The 22353-nt window shown below is 61.9% G+C and carries 19 protein-coding genes; 10 read left to right on the forward strand and 9 right to left on the reverse strand.

Annotated elements, in window-relative coordinates:
* Positions 1–19: 19 nt before the first annotated feature.
* The 5 genes from HJB82_RS23880 to HJB82_RS23900 form a co-directional block, all read right to left on the reverse strand.
* Complete coding sequence (locus tag HJB82_RS23880) at positions 20–1297, reverse strand: Gfo/Idh/MocA family protein (RefSeq protein WP_221116449.1); 1278 nt, start codon at positions 1295–1297, stop codon at positions 20–22.
* A gap of 40 nt (positions 1298–1337) precedes the next feature.
* On the reverse strand, positions 1338–2168 hold the full coding sequence (locus HJB82_RS23885; RefSeq protein WP_221141751.1) for a sugar phosphate isomerase/epimerase: 831 nt from the start codon (positions 2166–2168) through the stop codon (positions 1338–1340).
* A 29-nt stretch (positions 2169–2197) separates the two neighbouring features.
* The gene (locus tag HJB82_RS23890; protein WP_207582379.1) at positions 2198–3361 is read right to left on the reverse strand and encodes a dihydrodipicolinate synthase family protein; all 1164 of its coding nucleotides are present in this window, start codon (positions 3359–3361) and stop codon (positions 2198–2200) included.
* Positions 3362–3363: 2 nt separating this feature from the next.
* On the reverse strand, positions 3364–4512 hold the full coding sequence (locus HJB82_RS23895) for a Gfo/Idh/MocA family protein (RefSeq protein WP_207582380.1): 1149 nt from the start codon (positions 4510–4512) through the stop codon (positions 3364–3366).
* 130 nt (positions 4513–4642) lie between these two features.
* On the reverse strand, positions 4643–5320 hold the full coding sequence (locus HJB82_RS23900) for a TetR/AcrR family transcriptional regulator (protein ID WP_207582381.1): 678 nt from the start codon (positions 5318–5320) through the stop codon (positions 4643–4645).
* Positions 5321–5525: 205 nt separating this feature from the next.
* On the opposite strand from HJB82_RS23900, the gene HJB82_RS23905 reads away from it, so the two are divergent.
* From HJB82_RS23905 to HJB82_RS23935, 7 genes are all read left to right on the forward strand, one after another.
* Positions 5526–6812 carry an ABC transporter substrate-binding protein gene (locus HJB82_RS23905; protein WP_207582382.1) on the forward strand — a complete coding sequence of 429 codons (1287 nt, stop codon included), beginning with the start codon at positions 5526–5528 and terminating at the stop codon, positions 6810–6812.
* Between the two features lie 6 nt (positions 6813–6818).
* Positions 6819–7778: a carbohydrate ABC transporter permease gene (locus tag HJB82_RS23910; RefSeq protein WP_207582383.1), complete on the forward strand. Its 960-nt coding sequence runs from the start codon at positions 6819–6821 to the stop codon at positions 7776–7778.
* Positions 7771–8658 carry a carbohydrate ABC transporter permease gene (locus HJB82_RS23915; RefSeq protein WP_405049021.1) on the forward strand — a complete coding sequence of 296 codons (888 nt, stop codon included), beginning with the start codon at positions 7771–7773 and terminating at the stop codon, positions 8656–8658. Before HJB82_RS23910 ends, HJB82_RS23915 begins: the two co-directional genes overlap by 8 nt.
* Positions 8659–8681: 23 nt before the next feature.
* On the forward strand, positions 8682–9755 hold the full coding sequence (locus HJB82_RS23920) for a Gfo/Idh/MocA family protein (RefSeq protein ID WP_207582384.1): 1074 nt from the start codon (positions 8682–8684) through the stop codon (positions 9753–9755).
* Between the two features lie 31 nt (positions 9756–9786).
* Positions 9787–10863, forward strand: coding sequence for an ABC transporter ATP-binding protein (locus HJB82_RS23925; RefSeq protein WP_221141753.1), 1077 nt, complete (start codon positions 9787–9789; stop codon positions 10861–10863).
* Between the two features lie 152 nt (positions 10864–11015).
* Positions 11016–11894, forward strand: a complete 879-nt coding sequence (locus HJB82_RS23930) for a phosphotransferase (protein WP_207582386.1) — start codon at positions 11016–11018, stop codon at positions 11892–11894.
* Positions 11891–14341 (forward strand): FAD-dependent oxidoreductase, encoded by a 2451-nt coding sequence (locus HJB82_RS23935; protein ID WP_221141754.1) that lies wholly within the window; start codon positions 11891–11893, stop codon positions 14339–14341. The genes HJB82_RS23930 and HJB82_RS23935 overlap by 4 nt, the downstream gene beginning before the upstream one ends.
* Before the next feature lie 64 nt (positions 14342–14405).
* On the opposite strand, the gene HJB82_RS23940 is transcribed toward HJB82_RS23935, so the two are convergent.
* Positions 14406–15863: a mannitol dehydrogenase family protein gene (locus HJB82_RS23940; RefSeq protein ID WP_221141755.1), complete on the reverse strand. Its 1458-nt coding sequence runs from the start codon at positions 15861–15863 to the stop codon at positions 14406–14408.
* The gene (uxaC, locus tag HJB82_RS23945; RefSeq protein ID WP_221141756.1) at positions 15860–17275 is read right to left on the reverse strand and encodes a glucuronate isomerase; all 1416 of its coding nucleotides are present in this window, start codon (positions 17273–17275) and stop codon (positions 15860–15862) included. The genes HJB82_RS23940 and uxaC overlap by 4 nt, the downstream gene beginning before the upstream one ends.
* Before the next feature lie 180 nt (positions 17276–17455).
* On the opposite strand from uxaC, the gene HJB82_RS23950 reads away from it, so the two are divergent.
* Positions 17456–17665 carry a SlyX family protein gene (locus tag HJB82_RS23950; RefSeq protein ID WP_164016000.1) on the forward strand — a complete coding sequence of 70 codons (210 nt, stop codon included), beginning with the start codon at positions 17456–17458 and terminating at the stop codon, positions 17663–17665.
* Between the two features lie 56 nt (positions 17666–17721).
* Here the strand turns inward: HJB82_RS23950 and HJB82_RS23955 are convergent, their stop codons facing one another.
* A complete protein-coding gene (locus tag HJB82_RS23955; protein ID WP_207582390.1) occupies positions 17722–19203 on the reverse strand; it encodes an NAD-dependent succinate-semialdehyde dehydrogenase in 1482 nt (493 codons plus the stop codon).
* A gap of 63 nt (positions 19204–19266) precedes the next feature.
* The gene (locus tag HJB82_RS23960) at positions 19267–20547 is read right to left on the reverse strand and encodes a 4-aminobutyrate--2-oxoglutarate transaminase (protein ID WP_221141757.1); all 1281 of its coding nucleotides are present in this window, start codon (positions 20545–20547) and stop codon (positions 19267–19269) included.
* Between the two features lie 168 nt (positions 20548–20715).
* On the opposite strand from HJB82_RS23960, the gene HJB82_RS23965 reads away from it, so the two are divergent.
* A complete protein-coding gene (locus HJB82_RS23965) occupies positions 20716–21525 on the forward strand; it encodes a MerR family transcriptional regulator (protein WP_221116459.1) in 810 nt (269 codons plus the stop codon).
* A gap of 107 nt (positions 21526–21632) precedes the next feature.
* Entirely contained in the window at positions 21633–22259 is a 627-nt protein-coding gene (locus HJB82_RS23970; protein WP_207582393.1) for a ribonuclease D, read from the forward strand.
* Positions 22260–22353: the final 94 nt, after the last annotated feature.

A 22353-nucleotide genomic window follows, 5' to 3' on the forward strand; every position in this document is an offset into this window, starting at 1 on the left:
CGACCCAGGCGACGAGATATCAGCGTGATGTCCGCAGCGAATTGGGCGAACCGTCATCGGCGAGCTCGGGCATCAGATCGGCAATTTTGACCACTTTGCCGGTGCGCGAGCTTGTCAACGCCGCAATGCCGCAGAGCACGGACATGGCGCCGGCCCGCGTGCCGGCGCGCTGGGCGAGCCTGTCTTCTATGTCGGGCTTGAAGATCATATTGCGCATCCGGTCGTCGCCGCCGTAATGGCCGCCGGTGAAATGCGGAACGACGATGCGCTCGACCGCCTCCTTGCCGTTCGGGAAATTGCGGATCAGCAGGATCGTGTCTTCCTTCGGCTCTTCCCAGGGCTGGGCCTCATATTGGCGAAGCTCGATGCGCCCCTTGGTGCCGTTGAAGGCGAGGTGATGGCCTTCGATCGGTTGAAAGGTGTTCAGCGAATAGGAGACATGGACGTTGTTGCGATAGCGCAGGCTGACCACCATCGTGTCGGGGATGTCGATATCCTCGCGGAAGACGCAGCCGTCGCGGAAATAGCCGTCAATCTTCGAGGGATCCTCGTAGAGCTGATCGAGGAACGGATCGGCCTCGAGATCTAGATAATAGTCGCATTCATGCGCGTGCGGACAGAGCTTGCAGCGCGGGCCGCGGAATGGGCCCTTGCGGCCGTAGTTTTGCAGGTCGGCAAAGGAGGTGACGGCTTCGGGGTCGCTGTCGAGATACCAGTTCAACAGATCGAAATGATGCGTCGCCTTGTGGACGAACAGGCTGCCGGAATTTTCGGTATAGGCATGCCAGCGGCGGAAGTAGTCGGCGCCGTGTTTGGTGTTGAGATACCAATGGAAGTCGACGGAGGTCACCCGGCCGATCTCGCCGGCATTCAACAGTTCCTTAATGCGCGCCGCCGTCGGCGCGTAGCGGTAGTTGAAGGAGACGTCGACGCGCCGGCCGGTCCGTTTCTCGGCATCGATGATCCGCCTGATCTTGTCGACCGCTGTTGTCATCGGCTTTTCGGTGATGACGTCGATACCGGCTTCGAGCGCCCGCACGACGATGTCGTCGTGGGTGTGATCAGGCGTGCAGACGATGATCAGATCCGGCTTCTGTTCGGCCAGCATCGCGTCGATATCGTCGTAAATCGGCGCGTTGCTGCCGATCATATTGCGGGCACGTTCGCCACGCAGCGAATTCTTCTCGACGATCGCGATGAGATCGACATGTTCGCGCCAGCCGGCAAGCAGGTCCTTGCCCCACATCGTGGTGCCGCGGTTTCCGGTGCCGATCAGGGCAAAACGGCGTTTCTCCATCGAATGAACCTCCTGCATGCGTGATGAAACGAATTGAAAATCAGATCTGGCAGCAACTGCGGAAGCGCTCGACGCAGGTGGCGATCACCTCGTCGGCCGGGCGTTTCCACCAGGTCTCGGCCGAAAAAATCTCCACCTCCTGCGCGCCGAAGAAACCGGCAGCCTCGACCATCCGTCGTATGCCCTTGAGGTCGATGACGCCATCGCCCATCATGCCGCGGTCAAGCAGCATGTCCTTGGTCGGCACCAGCCAGTCGCAGATGTGATGGGCAAAGATGCGTTTCATGCGCCCGGCGCGGGCAATCTGGTTGGCAAGATCGGGATCCCACCAGACATGGTAGACATCGATCGCAACGCCGACATCCTCACCGAGCTTATCGCACATGTCGAGCGCCTGGCCGAGCGTGTTCACGCAGGCCCGGTCGGCGGCATACATCGGGTGCAGTGGCTCGATGGCGAGCTTGACGCCGGCAGCCTGCGCATGCGGCAGCACGGCGGCAATGCCGTCAAACACCATCTGGCGGGCGGCGACAATATCCTTCGAGCTGCCGGGCAATCCACCGACAACGAGCACCAGGCAATCGGCTGCGAAGGCCGCGGCCTCGTCGATGGCGCGCCTGTTGTCGTCGAGGTTCTTCTGCCAGTCGGCATCGTTTGCCGCCGGAAAGAAGCCGCCGCGGCAAAGTCCGGTCAGCTTGATGCCGTTCGATTTGACGATCCGCACCGCTTCGTCGAGACCGGCCTTGGCGACCTGGTCGCGCCACGGCGCGATCGAGGTGATGCCGTGTTTCAGGCAGATATCGACGGCTTCGGCGAAACCGCATTGTTCGCGGATCGTCGCCAGATTGATCGAAAGTCCTTCGACCTGCATGTCATTCCCTCTCATTGCCGTGCCGGCGCTTAGTGAACGCCATGGACGGCAAGCACCTGCTTCATGCGCGCCGTTGCGAGTTCCGGATCGGCGAGAACCCGCGCCTTGTCGGCCAGGCGGAAGAGTTCGGCCAGATGCGTCAGCGAACGGGTGCTCTGCTGGCCGCCGACCATGACGAAATGGTCCTGTAGGCCGTTGAGATAGGCGAGGAAGACGACGCCGGTCTTGTAGAAGCGCGTCGGCGCCTTGAAGATGTGGCGCGACAGCGGCACGGTCGGCTCGAGCAGATCGAAGAATTCGTGGTTACTCTTGCGGCCGAGCGCGTCGAGCGCAGCGGACGCTGCCGGCGCGATCGCATCGAAAATCCCGAGCAGCGCATCGGAATGACCCTCTTCGTCGCCGGCGATCAGTTCGGCATAGTTGAAGTCGTCGCCGGTATACATGCGCACGGCTTTAGGCAGTTGGCGGCGCATCGCCACTTCTTTCTCCTTAGAAAGCAGCGAGATCTTGATGCCGTCGACCTTGTCGGCATGTGCCTCGATCACCTCGAGGCAGGTGGACATCGCCTTGAGGTGGTCGCCGTTGCCCCAATAACCCTCGAGCGCCGGATCGAACATCTCGCCCAGCCAATGGATGATGACCGGTTCCTTGACCTGGCGGAGGATGCGGTCGTAGACGCGGATATAGTCATCCGGCCCTTTGGCGGCGGCCGCAAGCGCCCGGCTCGCCATAAGGATGATACGGCCGCCGGCTGCCTCCACCGTTTCGATCTGCTCCTCATAGGCCTTGAGGATCGTGTCGACGGTCACGTCGGGTCCCGGCGTTAGATGGTCGGTGCCGGCACCGCAGGCAATCAGCGCATCCTTGCGACCGGCCGCTTCGCCAAGCGCGCGGCGGATGAGCTCGCGCGCTTCCGACCAGCCGAGGCCCATGCCGCGCTGCGCCGTATCCATGGCTTCGGCGACGCCGAGGCCGAGATCCCAGAGCCGGTGGCGAAAGGCGAGCGTTCGGTCCCAGTCGATCGCCGGCGTCAGCCACGGGTCGTTGTCGGCGAGCGGATCGGCGACGACATGGGCGGCGGCAAAGGCGATGCGCGGGAAGGCCTTGGCGTCGCGCTTCTTCAGTTCGATCGGCGTGCCGGTCAGTGTGTAGGGGACGATCTTGCCGTCGAGGGGGAGATTGATCGTCGTCACGGTCAGAACTCCAATGCGGGAACGTCGAGCCAGCGGCGCTCTGCCCAGGATTTCAGGCCGAGTTCGGCAAGCTGCACGCCCTTGGCGCCGGCTTCCAAGCCATAGGGCCACGGCGCATCTTCGACGACATGGCGGATGAACATCTCCCACTGCGCCTTGAAGCCGTTGTCGAAAGCCTGCGTGTCCGGGACCTCGTCCCAGGTCTTGTAAAAGTCGATCGTCTGCGGCTGGTCGGGGTTCCAGACCGGCTTCGGCGTGTTGACGCGGTGCTGGCTCCAGCATTTCGTCAGGCCGGCGACAGCCGAACCATGCGTGCCGTCGACCTGGAAGGTGACGAGGTCGTCGCGGCGAACGCGAACAGCCCAGGAGGAGTTGATCTGCGCGATGGCGCCGCCCTCGAGCTCGAAGGTCGCATAGGCCGCATCATCGGTGTCGCAATCATAGGGCTTGCCCTGCTCATCGATGCGCTGGCCGATATGGGTGGCGCCGAGGCAGGAGACAGCCTTTACCTCGCCGAACAAATTGTCGAGCACGTAGCGCCAGTGGCAGAGCATGTCGAGGATGATGCCGCCGCCATCACCCTTGCGATAATTCCAGGACGGACGCTGGGCGGGCACGCCCCAATCGCCTTCGAAGACCCAGTAGCCGAATTCGCCGCGCACCGAGAGGATCTTGCCGAAAAAGCCGGAATCCTTCAGCAGCGCCAGCTTGCGCAGGCCCGGCAGGAACAGCTTGTCCTGCACGACGCCGTGCTTGAGCCCGGAGCCGCGCGCCTTGCGGGCAAGGTCGAGTGCCACTTGCAGATCGTCGGAGATCGGCTTTTCGCAATAGACATGCTTGCCGGCATCGATCGCCCTGGACAGCAGCTCGGCGCGCATCAGCGTCGTGCCGGCGTCGAAGAAGATCGTGTCGTCGGGATTGGCGAGAGCGGCATCGAGGTCGGTCGACCAGCGCCCGATGTTATGCTTCTTCGCCAGCTCTTCCATCTTGGCGCCGTTGCGGCCGACGATGATCGGGTCGATCTCGAGTTTCTCGCCCGATTTCAGCGTGATGCCGCCCTGGTCGCGGAAGGCGAGGATCGAACGCACCAGGTGCTGATTGTACCCCATGCGGCCGGTAACGCCGTGCAAGATGATCCCCAAGCGTGCCATTTTTCCTCCCTTGCAATTTTTTGCGGCGGGAGCGGGCATCCGGCCCGACCCTCCCAAGTCAGTAACTAAACAGTTACTTGATGGCAGAAGAGCAGCGAGGCTGTCAATAGTCAAATCCTGTTTTCGGGATTCAGCGCTTGATCGAGGCGAGCGTCACGTGGACGATATGCCTTTCCCAGGCATGGAGATGGGTCGGCTCGATCAGGTCCCGGCCGAAGATCGTCGAAAGCGTGTACTGGTTGGACAGGTAAAAATAGCCGAGCGAGGCGATCGTCAGATAGACGTGCAGGGGATCGGCGGTCTCGACGAAGACGCCCTGCTTCTTTCCCCGCTCGAGTACATCCGAAAGCTCGCCGATCAGATGCGAGTGCAGTTCTTTTAGCCGAACGGACTGGCGCAGCCAGCGGGCGCGATGCAGATTTTCCGTGCCGAGCAGGCTCAGGAATTCCGGGTGCTGGAGAAAATAACGCCAGGTGAAGAGCGCGAGTTCGCCGATGCCTTCTTCCGGGCTACGGTCGCCGATATGAAGCGCGCGCTCGGCCGTGCGGATGCCGACATAGGCTTCTTCGAGCACTCTGAGGTAGAGCTGCTCCTTGTCGCCGAAATAATGGTAGAGCATGCGCTTGTTGGTGCCGGCGCGTTCGGCGATGGCATCGACGCGGGCCCCGCCCATGCCGTTTTCGGCGAACTCGCGGGTTGCCGCTTCCAGGATCGCGGCGCGTGTCCGCTCCGGATCGCGTTGCGCCGTGCGTTCCTGAGATGGGCGCCGGGATTTTTTCTTTTCTCCGTTTTCCGCGTTGTCGTTCATCGTTTCCCCTCCGTCTCGGATGTTGCGCTCATAAGCCTTCGGTGCGAAATTGTAAAAACCGAATTTAGAAGGGCGGCCAGCAACAACCGACACCCCGCTTGACACGCTTGCCGCTTTGCCCGTAGCTTGTAACCAATTAGTTATTTATGCAAGGGTAACTACATCGGAAGCGTGTGGAGGCGCTTCCCCTTAGGAGGAGGAAAAAATGAGCCTACGTGTAAGCAGACGTAATTTCGTGGCGGGAGGCGCAACGCTTCTTTCGCTTTCGGCGCTCGGAACCAGCGCTTTGGCACAGGAAACGCGCCTGCGTCTCCTGTGGTGGGGCTCGCAGCCGCGCGCCGACCGCACCAACAAGGTCTCCCAACTTTACCAGACAAAGAATGCCGGTACGTCGATCACCGGCGAATTCCTCGGCTGGGGCGATTACTGGCCGCGTCTTGCGACCCAGGTCGCCGGCCGCAATGCGCCTGATATCATCCAGATGGACTATCGCTATATCGTTCAATATGCGCGGCGCGGTGCGCTTGCGCCGCTGGAATCCTATATGCCGGCGAAACTGAACCTCGACGATTTCGACAAGGCGCAGGTCGAAGGCGGCAGTGTCGACGGCCATCTCTATGGCGTCAGCCTCGGGGCGAACTCGGCCGCGACGGTGCTCAACACCACCGCCTTCAAGGAGGCCGGTGTCGATCTGCCGACGCAGGCGACAACCTGGGAAGAATTCGGCCGCATGGGCGCCGAGATCACCAAGGCGGGCAAACGCAAGGGCATGTTCGGCATCGCCGACGGCAGCGGCGGTGAACCGCTGTTCGAAAACTGGCTGCGTCAGCGCGGCAAGGGCCTCTATACCGCCGACGGCAAGATCGCCTTCGACGTCGACGATGCATCGGAATGGTACGACATGTGGGCCAAGTTCCGTGAGGCCGGCGCCTGCGTTCCTGCCGACGTCCAGGCGCTCGACAAGAACGACATCGAAACCAACACGGTATCGCTCGGCAAATCTGCGGCCGGCTTTGCCCATTCCAACCAGTTCGTCGCCTATCAGGCAATGAGCAAGGACAAGTTGGCGCTCACCAACTACATGCGCATCAAGGCGGATTCGAAGGGTGGCCACTATCGCAAGCCTTCGATGTTCTTCTCGGTCTCGGCCCAGTCGAAATCGGTGGAGCAAGCGGTCGACTACGTCAATTTCTTCGTCAAGAACCCCGAGGCGGCGGTGCTCCTGGATGTCGAACGCGGCATTCCGGAATCGGCCGCCATGCGCGAGGTCGTCGCGGCGAAGCTCGATGAGAACGGCAAGGTTGCCCTGGCATATGTCAGCGGTCTTGGCGACCTCGCCGGCAAATTGCCGCCGCCGCCGCCGGCCGGCGCCGGTGAGGGCGAGCTGATGTTGCGCAACATCGCCGAACAGGTCGGCTTCGGACAGCTGTCTCCCGCCGATGGCGGCAAACAGCTCGTCACTGAAATCACGCAGATTCTCGCACGAGGCTGATCCCGTATGAGCAATGCGATGCGCACGCCCGCAGGGGCCATATCAGTGGAAAGCTATCAGGGTGCCGTGGCCGAAGGACGCTTCCGGCGTCTCTGGAATGCCAATGCTCCCGGCTATCTCTTCCTTTTGCCATGGCTCATCGGCTTTTTCGGGTTGACCCTCGGGCCGGCCCTGATTTCGCTCTACCTTTCCTTCACCGACTTCGACATGATCCAGTCGCCGCGGTGGGTGGGGGCTGCGAATTACGTGCGCATCGCCACGGCGGATCCGAAATTCTCGGCCGCCATGCACGTAACCCTGACTTATGTCGTCTTATCGGTGCCGTTCAAGCTGACCTTCGCCTTGCTGGTCGCCATGGCGCTGAACCGCGGCCTGCGTGGGCTGCCGATCTATCGCGCCATCTTCTACCTCCCCTCACTGCTGGGTGGCAGCGTGGCGATCGCCGTGCTCTGGCGCCAGCTTTTCGCCAGTGACGGCCTCATCAACGCGGCCCTTGCCCAGATCGGCATCGAGGGACCGAGCTGGATCTCGCATCCGAACTATTCGATCTACACGCTGGTGGCGCTGTCCGTCTGGCAGTTCGGCTCGCCGATGATCATCTTCCTGGCCGGCCTGCGCCAGATCCCGCAGGATATGTATGAGGCCGCGAGCCTCGACGGCGCCTCGAAATTCCGGCAATTCTACAAGATCACGCTGCCACTTCTGACGCCGGTGATCTTCTTCAACGCCGTCGTCCAGACGATTGATGCCTTCAAGGCCTTCACGCCCGCCTTCATCATCTCCGGCGGCACGGGCGGTCCGATCAACTCGACGCTCTTTTACACGCTCTACCTCTATCAGGAAGCCTTCGGCAATTTCCGCATGGGCTATGCCTCGGCGCTCGCCTGGATCCTGGTGGTGATTATCGCGATCTTCACTGCCTTCTCCTTCCTGACCTCGCGTTATTGGGTGCACTACGATGACTGAGATGACCGCTTCCGTCACTGCGGCCAGGCCGCCATCGGACATCACCAAACGCAGTCTGCCGGCGTCGCTCATCATCCACGCCCTGCTGATCGCCGCATCGCTTCTGATGCTCTATCCTCTGTTGTGGATGGTTTCGGCATCGGTCAGGCCGGAAACCGAGATCTTCTCGTCGACCTCGCTCATCCCGTCGTCGATCGATTTCTCCTCCTATGCGCGCGGTTGGGTCGGCCTCGATGTCAGCTTCGGCCGGTTCTTCTGGAATTCGCTGGTCATTTCGCTGCTGGTGGTGACGGGCAATGTCATCGCCTGTTCGCTGACGGCCTTCGCCTTTGCGCGGCTGCGGTTCGTCGGCCGGAATTTCTGGTTCGCGATCATGCTCGGCACGCTGATGATCCCCTATCACGTGACGCTGATCCCGCAATATGTGCTCTTCCTCGATCTCGGCTGGGTCAACACCATCCTGCCGCTTGTCGTGCCGAAGTTCCTGGCAAGCGATGCCTTCTTCATCTTCCTGATGGTGCAGTTCTTCCGCGGTATCCCGCGCGAACTCGACGAGGCGGCGATGATGGATGGTTGCAGCGCCTGGCGCATCTATTGGAAGATCATGTTGCCGTTGTCGCTGCCGGTGCTGGCGACGGCCGCCATCTTCTCCTTCATATGGACCTGGGACGATTTCTTCGGTCCGCTGATCTACCTGAACGACATGAACACCTATACGATCCAGCTCGGCCTGCGGACCTTCGTGGACTCCACCAGCGCATCGGATTGGGGCGGTTTGTTCGCCATGTCGACCCTGACGCTGGTGCCGGTATTCTTCTTCTTCCTGTTCTTCCAGCGTCTGCTGATCGAGGGCATCGCCACGACGGGCATGAAGCGTTGACGGCGATAGCGGGAAAAAGCGACATGAGCATGAAGACGGTGGCGATCGTCGGCTGCGGCATCGGCCGCTCCCACATCGTCGAAGGCTACCTGCCGCATTCCGACAAGTTCAAGGTCGTGGCGATCTGCGACCTGAACGGAGAGCGTTTGTCGGCGGTCGGCGACGAGTTCGGTATCGAACGCCGCACCACCTCTTTTGCAGAACTGCTGGCCGACGACACGATCGACATCATCGATATCTGCACCCCACCCGGCATTCATCTGGAACAGGTGGTCGCGGCGCTCGCCGCCGGCAAACATGTCGTCTGCGAAAAGCCGCTGACCGGCTCGCTGGCCGGTGTCGATACCATCATGGAAGCGGAAAAAGCCGCCAAAGGCGTACTGATGCCGATCTTCCAATATCGCTATGGCGACGGTATCCAGAAAGCCAAGCGGATCATCGATGCCGGCATTGCCGGCAAGGCCTATACGGCTTCGGTCGAAACCTTCTGGTTGCGCAAGCCGGAATATTACGCCGTTCCCTGGCGCGGCAAATGGGCGACAGAACTCGGCGGCGTGCTCGTTACCCATGCGCTGCATCTGCACGACATGATGATGCATCTGATGGGCCCGGCAGCAAGGGTCTTCGGCCGTGTCGCCACCCGCGTCAACGATATCGAGGTCGAGGATTGCGCCTCCGCCAGCCTGCTGATGGAAAACGGCGCCTTTGTCTCGCTGTCCTGCACGCTTGGTTCGCAGGAACAATTGAGCCGGCTAAGGCTGCACTTCGAGAACGTCACGTTCGAAAGCAGCCACGAACCCTACACACCAGGCAAGGATCCCTGGAAGATTATCGCTGCGAATGACGAGGTGCGGGAGAAGATCGACCGGGTGATTGCCGACTGGCAGCCGGTCGCGCCGCGTTTCACCACCCAGATGGGCCAGTTCCACGCCTTCCTCAGCGGCCAGGGGCCGCTGCCGGTGACGACGGTGGATGCTCGTCGCGCGCTGGAACTGGTGACCGCCATTTACCAGTCTTCCGACAGCGGCGCCGACGTGCCGCTGCCGGTCGGTCCTGACAGTCCGAAATACGCCGATTGGCGCGCAAGAACGAAGTAACCGATAAATAAAACGAGAGGGTTTTGAGAAGATGGCAACCAGTGTCGTTCTTCAGAAGGTCGAGAAGCGCTACGGCTCGCTGGATGTGATCCATGGCATCGACCTGACGATCGATCCCGGCGAATTCGTCGTTTTCGTCGGCCCCTCCGGCTGCGGAAAATCGACCCTTCTGCGCATGATCGCCGGTCTCGAGGAGATCACCGCCGGCGCGCTGCTTCTCGACAGCGAGCGCATGAACGAGGTGGCGCCCGCCAAACGTGGCATCGCCATGGTTTTCCAGTCCTATGCCCTCTATCCCCATATGTCGGTTTACAAGAACCTTGCCTTCGGCCTGGAGACGGCGGGTTACAAGAAGACCGATATCCAGCCGAAGGTGAAGCGTGCCGCCGAGATCCTGCAGATCGAGAAGCTGCTGGAGCGCAAGCCGAAAGCGCTCTCCGGCGGTCAGCGTCAGCGTGTTGCGATCGGCCGCGCCATCGTGCGCGAACCGCGGATCTTCCTGTTCGACGAACCGCTGTCGAACCTCGATGCCGAACTGCGCGTGCAGATGCGCGTCGAGATCTCCCGCCTGCACCGCAGCCTGGGTAACACCATGATCTATGTCACCCATGACCAGGTCGAAGCCATGACGATGGCCGACAAGATCGTGGTGTTGAATTCCGGCCGCGTCGAGCAGGTCGGCGCGCCGCTCGATCTCTACAACAACCCGGCCAACCGCTTTGTCGCCGGTTTCATCGGCAGCCCGAAAATGAACTTTCTCAAGGCCCGCATCGAGCAGGTCGACGAGGCTGAAACCAGCATCCATGTCTGCGGCAATTCGGTTCGCCTGCCGCGCCGGCTGAAAGGCGAGGCTGGCCAGGACGTCACCTTCGGCATCCGTCCCGAGCATCTTTCCCTCGCCGAGGGCGCCATCGCACTGTCGACCGTCAACATCGATCTCGTCGAAAATCTCGGCGGCGCCACCATGCTTTACACGACGACGCCCGATAGCCAGCTCCTGACCGTTGCGCTCGACGGCCAGCAGAAGGTCGAGCGCGGCGCCAATGTGAAGACTTCCTTCGATCCGGCCCGCTGTCACGTCTTCGATGCCGCCGGCAAAACGATCTAACCGCCCTTCTTGACAGCCGATCCCCCTCTGCCCCATCATTTCTGGATGGGGCCGTTGGAACAGGATGAATCCTGTTCTAACTTAATTAGTTAGAGCATGATGTCGTCCGAAAACCGCTCACACTTTTCGGCATCATGCTCTGGGGGACAAGCATGACGCCTGAAGATAGGATTCATGCCCTTGGCATCTGGCAGGGCCCAATCGAGATTTCGCCGATATCCGGCGGCATTACCAACCGGAATTACCTAGTCAGCGATGCCGTGGCGCGCTGCGTGGTGAGGCTCGGCACCGATATTCCGATCCACCACATCAACAGGCAGAACGAGCTTGCCGCAAGCCGTGCGGCCCATGCCGCCGGCATATCGCCCGCTGTCATCCACCATTCGCCCGGCGTGCTGGTGCTCGAATATATCGAGGCACGGGCGCTTTCACCGGAGGATGTCAGGACACCGGAAATGCTGACCCGGATCGTCCCCTTGGTCCGTGCCTGCCACTGCGATATCGCCAGGCATTTCCGTGGTCAGGCAATGATCTTCTGGGTCTTCCACGTCATTCGCGACTACGCCGCCAATCTGAAGGCGTCGGGCAGCGCCTATCTCCCGCTGCTGTCGGCGCTGATCGGCAAGACCGAGACGCTGGAAGCAGCGGCAGGGCCGTTCGAGATCGCCTTCGGCCACAATGACCTGCTGGCCGCCAACTTTCTTGATGACGGCAAGCGGCTCTGGCTGATCGACTGGGACTATGCCGGCTTCAACACGCCGCTGTTCGACCTCGGCGGACTGGCCTCGAACAACGAACTCCCTGATGCGGCCGAGCGCATGATGTTGGAGATCTATTTCGACCGGCCGCTGACCGATGACCTCAGCCGGCGCTATGGCGCGATGAAATGCGCCTCGCTGCTGCGCGAGACGCTCTGGAGCATGATTTCGGAAATCCATTCCACCATCGATTTCGACTATTCCGGCTATACGGCCGAAAATCTCGCGCGCTTCGAACGCGCCTATCAAGCTTTTGAGCAGGACAATAAATGACGAAGGAATTACCGAAGACGGCAAAAGCCGTTGTCATCGGCGGCGGTATCATCGGCTGCTCGACGGCCTATCATCTCGGCAAACTCGGCTGGACCGATACCGTCCTCTTGGAGCGCAAGAAGCTCACCTCGGGAACCACTTTCCATGCCGCCGGCCTCGTTGGCCAGTTGCGCACCAGCGCCAACATCACCCAGCTTCTCGGTTATTCCGTCGATCTCTACAAACGGCTGGAGCAGGAAACCGGCCTCGGCACCGGCTGGAAGATGAATGGCGGCCTACGGCTTGCCTGCAACGAGGAGCGCTGGACGGAGGTCAGACGCCAGGCGACCACCGCCCATTCCTTCGGCTTGGAAATGCAATTGCTGACGCCGCAGGAAGCCTTCGATCTCTGGCCGTTGATGACGGTCGATGATCTGGTCGGGGCCGCTTTCCTTCCCACCGACGGCCAGGCCAATCCCTCCGACATTACTCAGGCGCTGGCGAAAGGCGCCCGCATGTCTGGTGTTTCGATCTTCGAGGATACCGAAGTTCTCGATCTCGAGATCGACAACGGAAGGATCCGCGCCGTCGTCACGGCGCAGGGGCGCATCGAATGCGAGCGCGTCGTCGTCTGCGCCGGCCAATGGACGCGCACCTTCGCTGCCCGTTTCGGCGTCAATGTGCCGCTGGTCTCCGTCGAGCATCAATACATCATCACCGAATCCTTCGGCGTGCCTTCCAATCTGCCGACGCTGCGCGATCCCGATCGCCTGACCTATTACAAGGAGGAAGTCGGCGGCATCGTCATGGGCGGCTACGAGCCGAACCCCATTGCCTGGGCGAAAGACGGGATCCCCGAAGGTTTCCACTACACGCTGCTGGACAGTAATTTCGACCACTTCGAGCCGATCATGGAACAGGCGCTCGGCCGCGTTCCGGCGCTGGAGAATGTCGGCGTCAAACAGCTGCTGAACGGCCCGGAAAGCTTCACGCCGGATGGCAATTTCATTCTCGGCGAGGCGCCGGAGCTGAAGAATTTCTTCGTCGGCGCCGGCTTCAACGCCTTCGGCATCGCCTCGGCCGGCGGCGCCGGCATGGCGCTTGCCGAATGGGTGACGAAAGGTGAGCCGCCCTACGATCTCTGGCCGGTCGACATCCGCCGTTTCGGCCGCCCGCATTTCGATACCGACTGGGTGCGCACGCGCACGCTCGAAGCCTATGGCAAGCACTACACCATGGCCTGGCCGTTCGAGGAGCATTCGAGCGGCCGCCCCTGCCGCAAATCGCCGCTCTATGACCGGCTGAAGGCGCAGGGCGCCTGTTTCGGTGAAAAGCTCGGCTGGGAGAGGCCGAACTGGTTTGCCGATCTTTTCGCCAACGAGGAGCCGAAGGATGTCTATAGCTATGGCCGCCAGAACTGGTTTGCCGCCGTCGGCCGCGAGCACAAGGCAGTGCGCGAGGCGGCCGTCATCTTCGACCAAACCTCATTCGCCAAATTCGTGCTGAAGGGCAGGGATGCCGAGGCGGCACTCTCCTGGATCGCCTCCAACGATGTCGCAAGGCCTGTGGGATCGCTCGTCTACACGCAGATGCTGAATGACAAGGGAGGAATCGAATGCGACGTGACGGTCGCCCGCATCGCCGAGGACGAATATTACATCGTCACCGGCACCGGTTTCGCCACCCATGACTTCAACTGGATCGCCCGCAATATTCCGGCGGAGATGCATGCCGAGCTGGTCGACGTCACCTCAGCCTATTGCGTGCTGTCGCTGATGGGACCGAATGCACGCGCCGTGCTGCAAAAGGTGACCGGCAGCGACGTTTCGAATGCGGCCTTCCCCTTCGGCAAGGTCAGAACCGTCGGCATATCGGGTTGCCCGGTGCGGGCGCTGCGCATCACCTATGTCGGCGAACTCGGCTATGAACTGCATATCCCGATTGAATATGCGACAACGGTCTATGACGTGCTGATGGCCGCCGGCGCCGAGCTTGGCCTCGTCAATGCCGGCTACCGCGCCATCGAGAGCTGCCGGCTGGAAAAAGGTTATCGCGCCTGGGGGTCCGATATCGGTCCCGACCATACGCCTGTCGAAGCCGGCCTCGGCTGGGCGGTGAAGATCAAGAAGAACATTGCCTTCCGCGGCCGTGAGGCGATCGAACGGCAACTATCGGGCGGCGTGAAGAAGCGCCTCGCTTGTTTCGTTCCCGACGACGCCGATGCCGTGCTGCTCGGCCGCGAAACGATCTATCGCGACGGCAAGCGCGTCGGCTGGCTGTCGAGCGGCGGCTTCGGTTATACGCTCGGCAAGCCGATCGGCTACGGCTATGTCCGCAGCCCCGACGGCGTGACGGAGGATTTCGTCCTCTCCGGCACTTATGAGCTCGATGTCGCCAGGGAACGCATTCCCTGCAAGGTGTCGCTGGCGCCGCTCTACGATCCCGATATGGCGCGGGTGAAGGCGTGACGGGTCGAATTCCTGTGCGCTCGAGCGTTCCGAGAGGGCGCGCCCTCTCCTATGTCGGAAAGGCTCAAAATAGCGGCAACCGATCGTCCTGGATCAGGATCTCCAGCTTATCCGACACATCCTGCGTCCACGCCCGGTGTCCGGTCAAAGCCGCCGGGAAAAGTCCGGGAAGGGTGAATAGCGCCGCCGAAATCGCCGGGCCGGTGCGCGGGACATCGGCGATCAAAGCGACAATTTCCTGAGCACGGGGATCACGTAGTTCGTAGCGATCGCCGTTGCCGTGTTCGCCGAGCGCATAGCGCATCCATGCTGCAACGGCGATCGCATAGGTTTCCGCCCTGTCGCCATGCGCCAGCGCCTCGCTAGCCGGTTCCAGCAGCCGCTGCGGCAGTTTCTGCGTGCCGTCCATGGCGATCTGATAGGTCCGATGGGCGATCGCCTTGTTTGCAAAGCGGGCTATCAATTCATTGGCATAGTCGTCGAGATCGATGCCGGGAACCGGATCGAGCGTTCTCGCCGCCGCATGCATATGGCGGTAGGCAAGGGCTGCCAGGGCTTCATCATCCATCACGTCGCGGATGAGTTCATAGCCGCCGATATAACCGAGGTAGGCGAGCAGCGAGTGGGCGCCGTTCAGCATCCTGAGCTTCATCTTCTCATAGGCCGAGACGTCTTCGACCATCAGTGCGCCGCGCACCTTTTCCCAGGCCGGCCGGCCGTTGGCGAAATGGTCTTCGATGACCCATTGCGTAAAGGGCTCCGTCTCGATCGCCGCCAAATCGGTGCGGCCCGTCAGCCGCTCGGCATCGGCATAGGTCGCGTCGGTGCTCGCCGGCGTGATGCGATCGACCATCGTCGACGGGAAGGGCACATTCGCTTCGATCCAGGTATGCAGATCGGCATCGATGCGGGAGGTGAATTCGAGCACGAGGCATTTCAGAACGGCGCCGTTGCTCGGCAGGTTGTCGCAGCTCAGCGGCGTAAAGGGGGCTATGCCCTTCTGCCGGCGGCGTGCAAGGCCTTCCACCAGATAGCCGATGACGCCGCGCGGCGCATGCCGGTTGGCGAGGTCGGCGACGATATCGGGATGTTTGAGGTCGAGGCCGCCGGTTGCCGGATTGAAACCATAGGCCTTTTCCGTCACCGTCATGCTGACGATGCGGATCGCGGGATCTTCGAGCCGCGCCAGCAGGCCGGCTGGATCGCGCGGCGCCACATGCGCCTTCAGGATCGAACCGATCACCTCAGCCGTCGTGCCCGATGTATCGCGGATCAGCGTCGTATAGAGCCCGTTCTGGGCGCTCAGATTGTCGGCGACATCAGGCGTGCGCAGGCTTGCCACCTCGATACCCCAGTCGCCGCCTGCGGCTGCAAGCGCACCATCCGTAAACGGCGCGAAATGCGCACGGAAAAACGCGCCAGGCCCCAGATGCAGAATGCCGCTTTTCAGCTGGCTGCGGTCATAGGCCGGAAGCTTCGCCGTCGGGGCGAGGCCGGAAAGGGTCTGCAGTCGTTCGGTCACAGCTTGTAGGCCTTCTTTGCATTGCCATAGGAGAGTTCGCCCGCAACGATCTCGGCTTCTTTCGTGGAAATCCGGTGCTCGGCGGCGAGCCCAGCGAGGAAGCCGCAGACTTCGCGGCGCCAGACGTCATGCCGCGCCGGGATTGAAAGCAGCGCCCGCGTATCGTCGTTAAACCCAGCCATATTAGCGAAGCCCGCCGTTTCCACCACTTGGTCGAGATAGCGGCGAATGCCGAGCGGGCTGTCGTGGAACCACCAGGGTGGGCCGATCATCAGGCAGGGCCAGTGGCCGACCATTGGCGCCATCTCGCGCGCATAGGTCGTCTCGTCGAGCGTGAACAGCAGCACGCGCAGCCCCGGCGCATGGCCGTATTTCGAAAGCAGCGCATCGAGGCCGCCGACCCAATCCGTGGGTTTCGGGATATCGGCGCCCATATTCGGGCCGCGCGTGGCAAAGAGCCCACGGTCGGTATTGCGTCTCGAACCGGCATGGATCTGCATCACCATGCCGTCCTCGGCCGAAAGCCCGGCCATCTCGGTCATCATCTGGCCGCGGAAGAGCTCGGCCTCTTCTGGCGAAAGCGGGCCCCTCAGCGCCTTGTCGAGCAGCGCCTGTTTTTCCGCAACCGGCAGATCGGCGGTGAAGGCTGTGGGTACACCGTGATCGGTTGCGGTAGCGCCGAACTGGCGGAAATAGGCGCGTCGGCGCCGATGCGCCTCGATCAGTCCGTCCCAGCGCGTCACCTCAGTGCCGGTGATCTCGCCGAATTTGACCAGATTGTCGCGGAAGCCGACGGCTTCGGGATCGGTGACGCTGTCCGGCCGGTAGGTGGTGCGCACCTTGCCGATCCAGCCGTCCGCCGCCAGCTTCTGGTGATGCACAAGCGGGTCGAGCGCGCCGTCCGTGGTCGCGATCGTTTCGATCCCGAATCGCTGATGCAGCGCCCGCGGACGGAATTCGGGAAGGGCGAGCTGGGCATTGATATGGTCGTAGAGCGCATTGGCATTGTCAGGTGTCAGCGGCTCGGTGCAGCCGAGCACGGCCGACATCGCGTGATCGACCCAGAGGCTCGAAGGCGTTCCGCGGAAGAGGTGATAATGCGCGGCAAAGGTCCGCCAGATCGCCCGTCCCGCAGCCACCGGCTTGCCATCGAGTCGCGGCACACCGAGCTCATCCAAGGTGACGCCGACGCTGTGCAGCATCCGGAAGAGATAGTGATCGGGAATGACCAGCAGCGAGGCGGCGTCTTCGAAGGGCTTGTCGTCGGCGAACCAGGCGGGTTCGGTGTGCCCGTGCGGGCTGACGATTGGAAGATTGCGCACCGTCTCGTAGAGATCTCGCGCAATGGTCCGTGTTGCCGGATCGGCCGGAAAGAGCCGGTCCGGATGAAGAAAGCCGTTTCCTGCATCCATCAGTATTCCTCCCTGATGGATAAGGGCCTACCCCACAACATCAGGCACGGCAAGGTCTTTTGGTAACCAAACGGTACAGTTTGGCGCATCGCTCCGCCAGCCATCGAAAGCATTGACGCGCTGGCCTATTTCCGCTTTGGGAGAACCATCTGTTCTGCCGGTTTCGGCAAAGGAGGATCGATGTCCGACGAGACGAACCGCATCACCCGGCTGGAGGAAATGCTGGCCCATCAGGCAAAAACGATAGAGGAGCTTTCCGATCAGCTGACCGAGCAATGGAAGATCGTGGAGCAGATGCGCACCAAGCTCGACCGGCTGACGGAACGTTTCCTGTCGCTCGAGGAGCAGTCGCTGGACGCGCCGGCAATTACCCGCCCGCCGCATTATTGACGGCGCGCTGCCGGTACGCGGCGGATACCGCGTGCCGGATTTCCTTGGCTGGCTGATCAGACGCCGCCGATGCAGAGATATTTCATTTCGAGATAATCGTCGGCGCCGTGCCGCGAGCCCTCGCGGCCAAGGCCCGATTGCTTGATGCCGCCAAAGGGCGCGGTCTCGGACGACATGATGCCGGTATTGATGCCGATCATGCCGTATTCCAGTGCTTCCGCCACGCGCCAGACCTTCTTCAGATCGCCGGCATAGAAATAGGCGGCCAGGCCGAATTCCGTGTCATTGGCCTCAGCTATGACATCTTCGACCGTCTCGAAGCGGAAGAGCGGCGCCACCGGGCCAAACGTTTCTTCGCGGGCCACCTTCATGCCGCGGGCGACGCCGGTCAGCACCGTCGGCGTGAAAAAGGTGCCGGCGCCGTCGATGCGCTTGCCGCCGGTCAGCACCTTGGCGCCCTTTGCAAGCGCGTCGCCGACATGGTCTTCCACCTTGGCAAGACCCTGCTCGTCGATCAGCGGCCCGATCATGACGCCCGGCTTGAAGCCGTCGCCGACTGACATTTCGGCGACCTTCGCAGCAAGCTTGGCCGCAAAGGCGTCATAGACGTTCGACTGGATGTAGAGGCGGTTGGCGCAGACGCAGGTCTGGCCGGCATTGCGATATTTGGAGGCGATCGCGCCCTCGACGGCGGCGTCGAGATCGGCATCGTCGAAGACGATGAAGGGCGCGTTGCCGCCGAGTTCCAGGCTCACTTTCTTGATCTGGTCGGCGCACTGCCGCATCAGGATGCGGCCCACCTCCGTCGAGCCGGTGAAGCTGATCTTGCGCACCTTGTCATTGCCGCAGAGCTCGCGGCCGATCGCCGGACCGTCGACGCCGACGACGAGGTTGAAGACGCCAGCCGGAATACCCGCCTGTTCGGCGAGCACGGCAAGCGCAATTGCCGTCAGCGGCGTCTGCTCGGCGGGCTTCGACACCACCGTGCAGCCGACGGCAAGTGCCGGCGCTATCTTGCGGGTGATCATCGCTGCCGGGAAATTCCACGGCGTGATCGTGCCGACGACGCCGACCGGTTGCCTGATGACGATCATCCGTTTGTCGTCGGAAGGCGCGGGGATCGTCTCGCCGTAGATGCGCTTGGCCTCTTCGGCATACCATTCGATATAGGCCGCGGCATAAAGGATCTCACCGCGCGCTTCCGGGAAGGGCTTGCCCATTTCGGCGGTCAGGATCGCGGCGAGCGCGTCTGAGTTGGCGACCATCAGGTCGAACCATTTGCGCAGGATGGCGCTGCGCTCCTTGGCCGGACGGGCAGCCCAGCCCGGCTGGGCGGCATGCGCCGCATCGATCGCCGTTCGCGTTTCTTCAGCACCCATATCGGGCAGCGAGGCGAGCAACTCGCCCGTTGCCGGGTTGAGCACGTCGAAGGTCTTTGCGGTATCGCCTGATGTCCAGACGCCGTTGATATAGCCGGCAGCGCGCAGGAAGGGCGAAGAGAAGGGAACGTGTCTGGTCAGGGCGGTGGTAAAAGCCATCTCATATCTCCTTGGGAGCGGCTGCCGGTTGCCGACGGCCGTCGAAATCCGGTTCCTGTCGCGTCACTTGGTCGAACTCGCTTCGAGCATCGAGGCCTCGAGAATGTCGAGCGCCTCGCCGAAAACCTCATCCTGGATGGTGATCGGCGCGAGGAAACGGATGACGTTGCCATGGACGCCGCAGGTGAGCAGGATCAGGCCCTTGTCGAGCGCGATCAGCCGCGCCCGATTGGCGAATTCCGCACTTGGCAATCCCGTCGTCCGGTCGTTGAATTCGACGGCGTTCATGAAGCCCGGTCCGCGGATATCGACGATCTCGGGCACCGTCTCGCGCAGCGATTCCAGCCGCTGCTTCAGCCGTCCGCCAAGCTGGTTGGCGCGGCCGCAGAGATCTTCGTCCTTGATGACGTCAAGCACGGCGTGGGCGGCAGCGATCCCGAGCGGATTGCCGCCATAGGTGCCGCCGAGCCCGCCCGGTCCCGGCGCATCCATGATTTCAGCGCGGCCGGTGACGGCGGCGAGCGGAAAGCCGCCAGCAAGGCTCTTTGCCATCGTCGTCAGGTCCGGCGCCACCTCGTGATGATCCATTGCGAACATCCTGCCGGTGCGGGCAAAACCGGTCTGCACCTCGTCGGCGATCAAGAGGATGCCGTGCTGGTCGCAGAGTTCGCGCAACGCCTTCATGAAGGCGGCGGGTGCGGAGTAGAAACCGCCTTCGCCCTGCACCGGCTCGATGATGATGGCGGCGACGCGCTGCGGATCAACATCGGCGGCGAAAAGCTTCTTCAGGGCTGTGAGCGACTGATCGGCGGTGACGCCGTGCAGCTCGACCGGGAAAGGAATATGGAACACATCGCCGGGCATTGCGCCGAAGCCCACCTTGTAGGGCACGACTTTGCCGGTCAGCGCCATACCCATGAAAGTGCGGCCATGGAAGCCGCCGCCGAATGCGATGACGGCCGAGCGGCCGGTGGCGGCACGCGCGATCTTGACGGCGTTCTCGACCGCTTCGGCACCCGTCGTAACAAAAATCGTCTTCTTCTCGAAATCACCAGGCACGAGCACGTTCAGCCGTTCGGCGAGGTGCACGTAGCTTTCGTAGGGCACCACCTGATGGCAGGTATGGGTGAAACGGTCGAGCTGATCCTTGACCGCGGCGATCACCCGCGGATGGCGGTGGCCGGTGTTGAGAACGGCGATGCCGGCGGCGAAATCGATGTAGCGGCGGCCTTCCTTGTCCCATATCTCGGCATTTTCTGCGCGATCGGCATAAATCTGGGTCGTCATGCCGACGCCGCGGGAGATGGCGGCGTTCTTCCGGTCGGTAAGGCTTGTCGCGTTCATCGGGTGTGCTCCTGCGCTGAAAGGGGGCTGGAATTATCTTGCAGAAGTTCTGCAAGCTATGTAGAAAACTCCTACATTTTTCCTGCAAGAAAACAAGCGGGATTTTTTGCTTCAAACATCACGCGTTTTGATGAATGCTCGCAGCGATTGGAATCGGGATGTTTCTGGATGAACGATAGCGGACCTGTGCGCTACAAGGTGGCGGAGGCCGCAAGGCTGGCGGGCGTTTCGGCCTCGACGCTGCGCCTCTGGGAAAGCCAGGGCCTTTTGGTTCCTGGCCGTTCGGAAACCGGCCATCGGCAATACAGCGCCGACGATGTGGCGCGGTTGAAGCGCATCTCTTGGTTTCGTGTCGAGCGTGGCCTCAATCCCGCGGCAATCCGTGAGGCGTTGGAAGGGGAGGAGCCTCCGGCCGATGGTGCGGAGGCAAGCCAGGGCGCGGGCCTCGGCCGCAAGCTGCGCAGCCTGCGCCATGCCGCCGGCAAGACGCTCGATCAGGTGGCTGGCGACATCGGCATCACCGCTTCGACGCTCTCGACGCTGGAGCGCACTTCGCAGGGCGTGAGCTTCAAGACCCTACATGACCTCGCCGAGTATTATGGCACCACCGTCTCGCGCCTTTCAGGCGAGGAAAGCGAGGAGGGATCGGCTGTGGTGCGTGCCGGGGCGTGGCGCACCTGGCCTGAAACAACGCCTGGAGTCGCGGTGCAGTTGCTCGCCGAAGGCCGCAGGATGATGGATTGTCATCGTTTCGTGCTGGCGCCGGGGGCGGCCAGCGAGGGCGCCTATCGTCACGAGGGCGAGGAATTCATGCATGTCCTGGCCGGCCGGCTCGAGCTGGTGCTCGACAGCGATCAGTTTTTCGATCTAGGCCCGGGCGATTCGCTCTATTTCGAAAGCCGCCGCTATCATTCCTGGCGCAACCGCCACGACGGCGAAACCGTGCTTCTCTGGATCAACACACCGCCGACATTCTGACCCACCCGTACAGGAAGCAGTTTCGCATTTTGCGGCGTTGCGCTATAGCGCTAAAACACGACGATTTCAGGCCGGTTCAGCCTGACATTCGAACGAAAGATAGTCTCATGGCTGCGACCATACGTTATCACCAAGGCGATATTTCCGCGGCCGATGCCGCCCGTTACACCGGCGCAATCGCCATCGACACCGAAACGCTCGGCTTAGTGCCGCGCCGGGATCGGCTCTGCGTCGTCCAGCTTTCGCCGGGTAACGGCACCGCCGACGTCATCCGTATCGCCGCCGGCCAGAAAGAGGCCCCCAATCTCGTCGCCCTGCTCGAAGATCCCACCCATCAGAAGATCTTTCATTACGGCCGCTTCGATATTGCCGTGCTCTTCCATACTTTCGGCGTCACGACGACGCCGGTGTTCTGCACCAAGATCGCCTCGCGCCTGATCCGGACCTATACCGATCGCCACGGGCTCAAGGATAATCTCAAGGAGATGCTCGACGTTGATGTCTCCAAGGCGCAGCAATCTTCCGATTGGGCGGCCGAGCCGCTATCTCAAGCCCAGCTCGAATATGCCGCGTCCGATGTGCTCTATCTGCACGCGTTGCGCGACAAGCTGACGGAACGCCTGCTTCGCGACGGCCGGTTCGACCATGCGACGGCCTGCTTTGCATTCCTGCCGACCCGCGCCAAGCTCGACCTGCTCGGCTGGGAAGAGGCCGATATCTTCGCCCACAGCTGATTAAATTGCCTGCGACACGCAGACAGACAAAGGCCGTGGACTGGCGTGTCCGCGGCGTTAGCGATTCGTTAACGCCTCTTTCCTAAAATTCCCA

The organism is Rhizobium sp. NZLR10 (assembly GCF_019685125.1).
Lineage (GTDB): Bacteria > Pseudomonadota > Alphaproteobacteria > Rhizobiales > Rhizobiaceae > Rhizobium.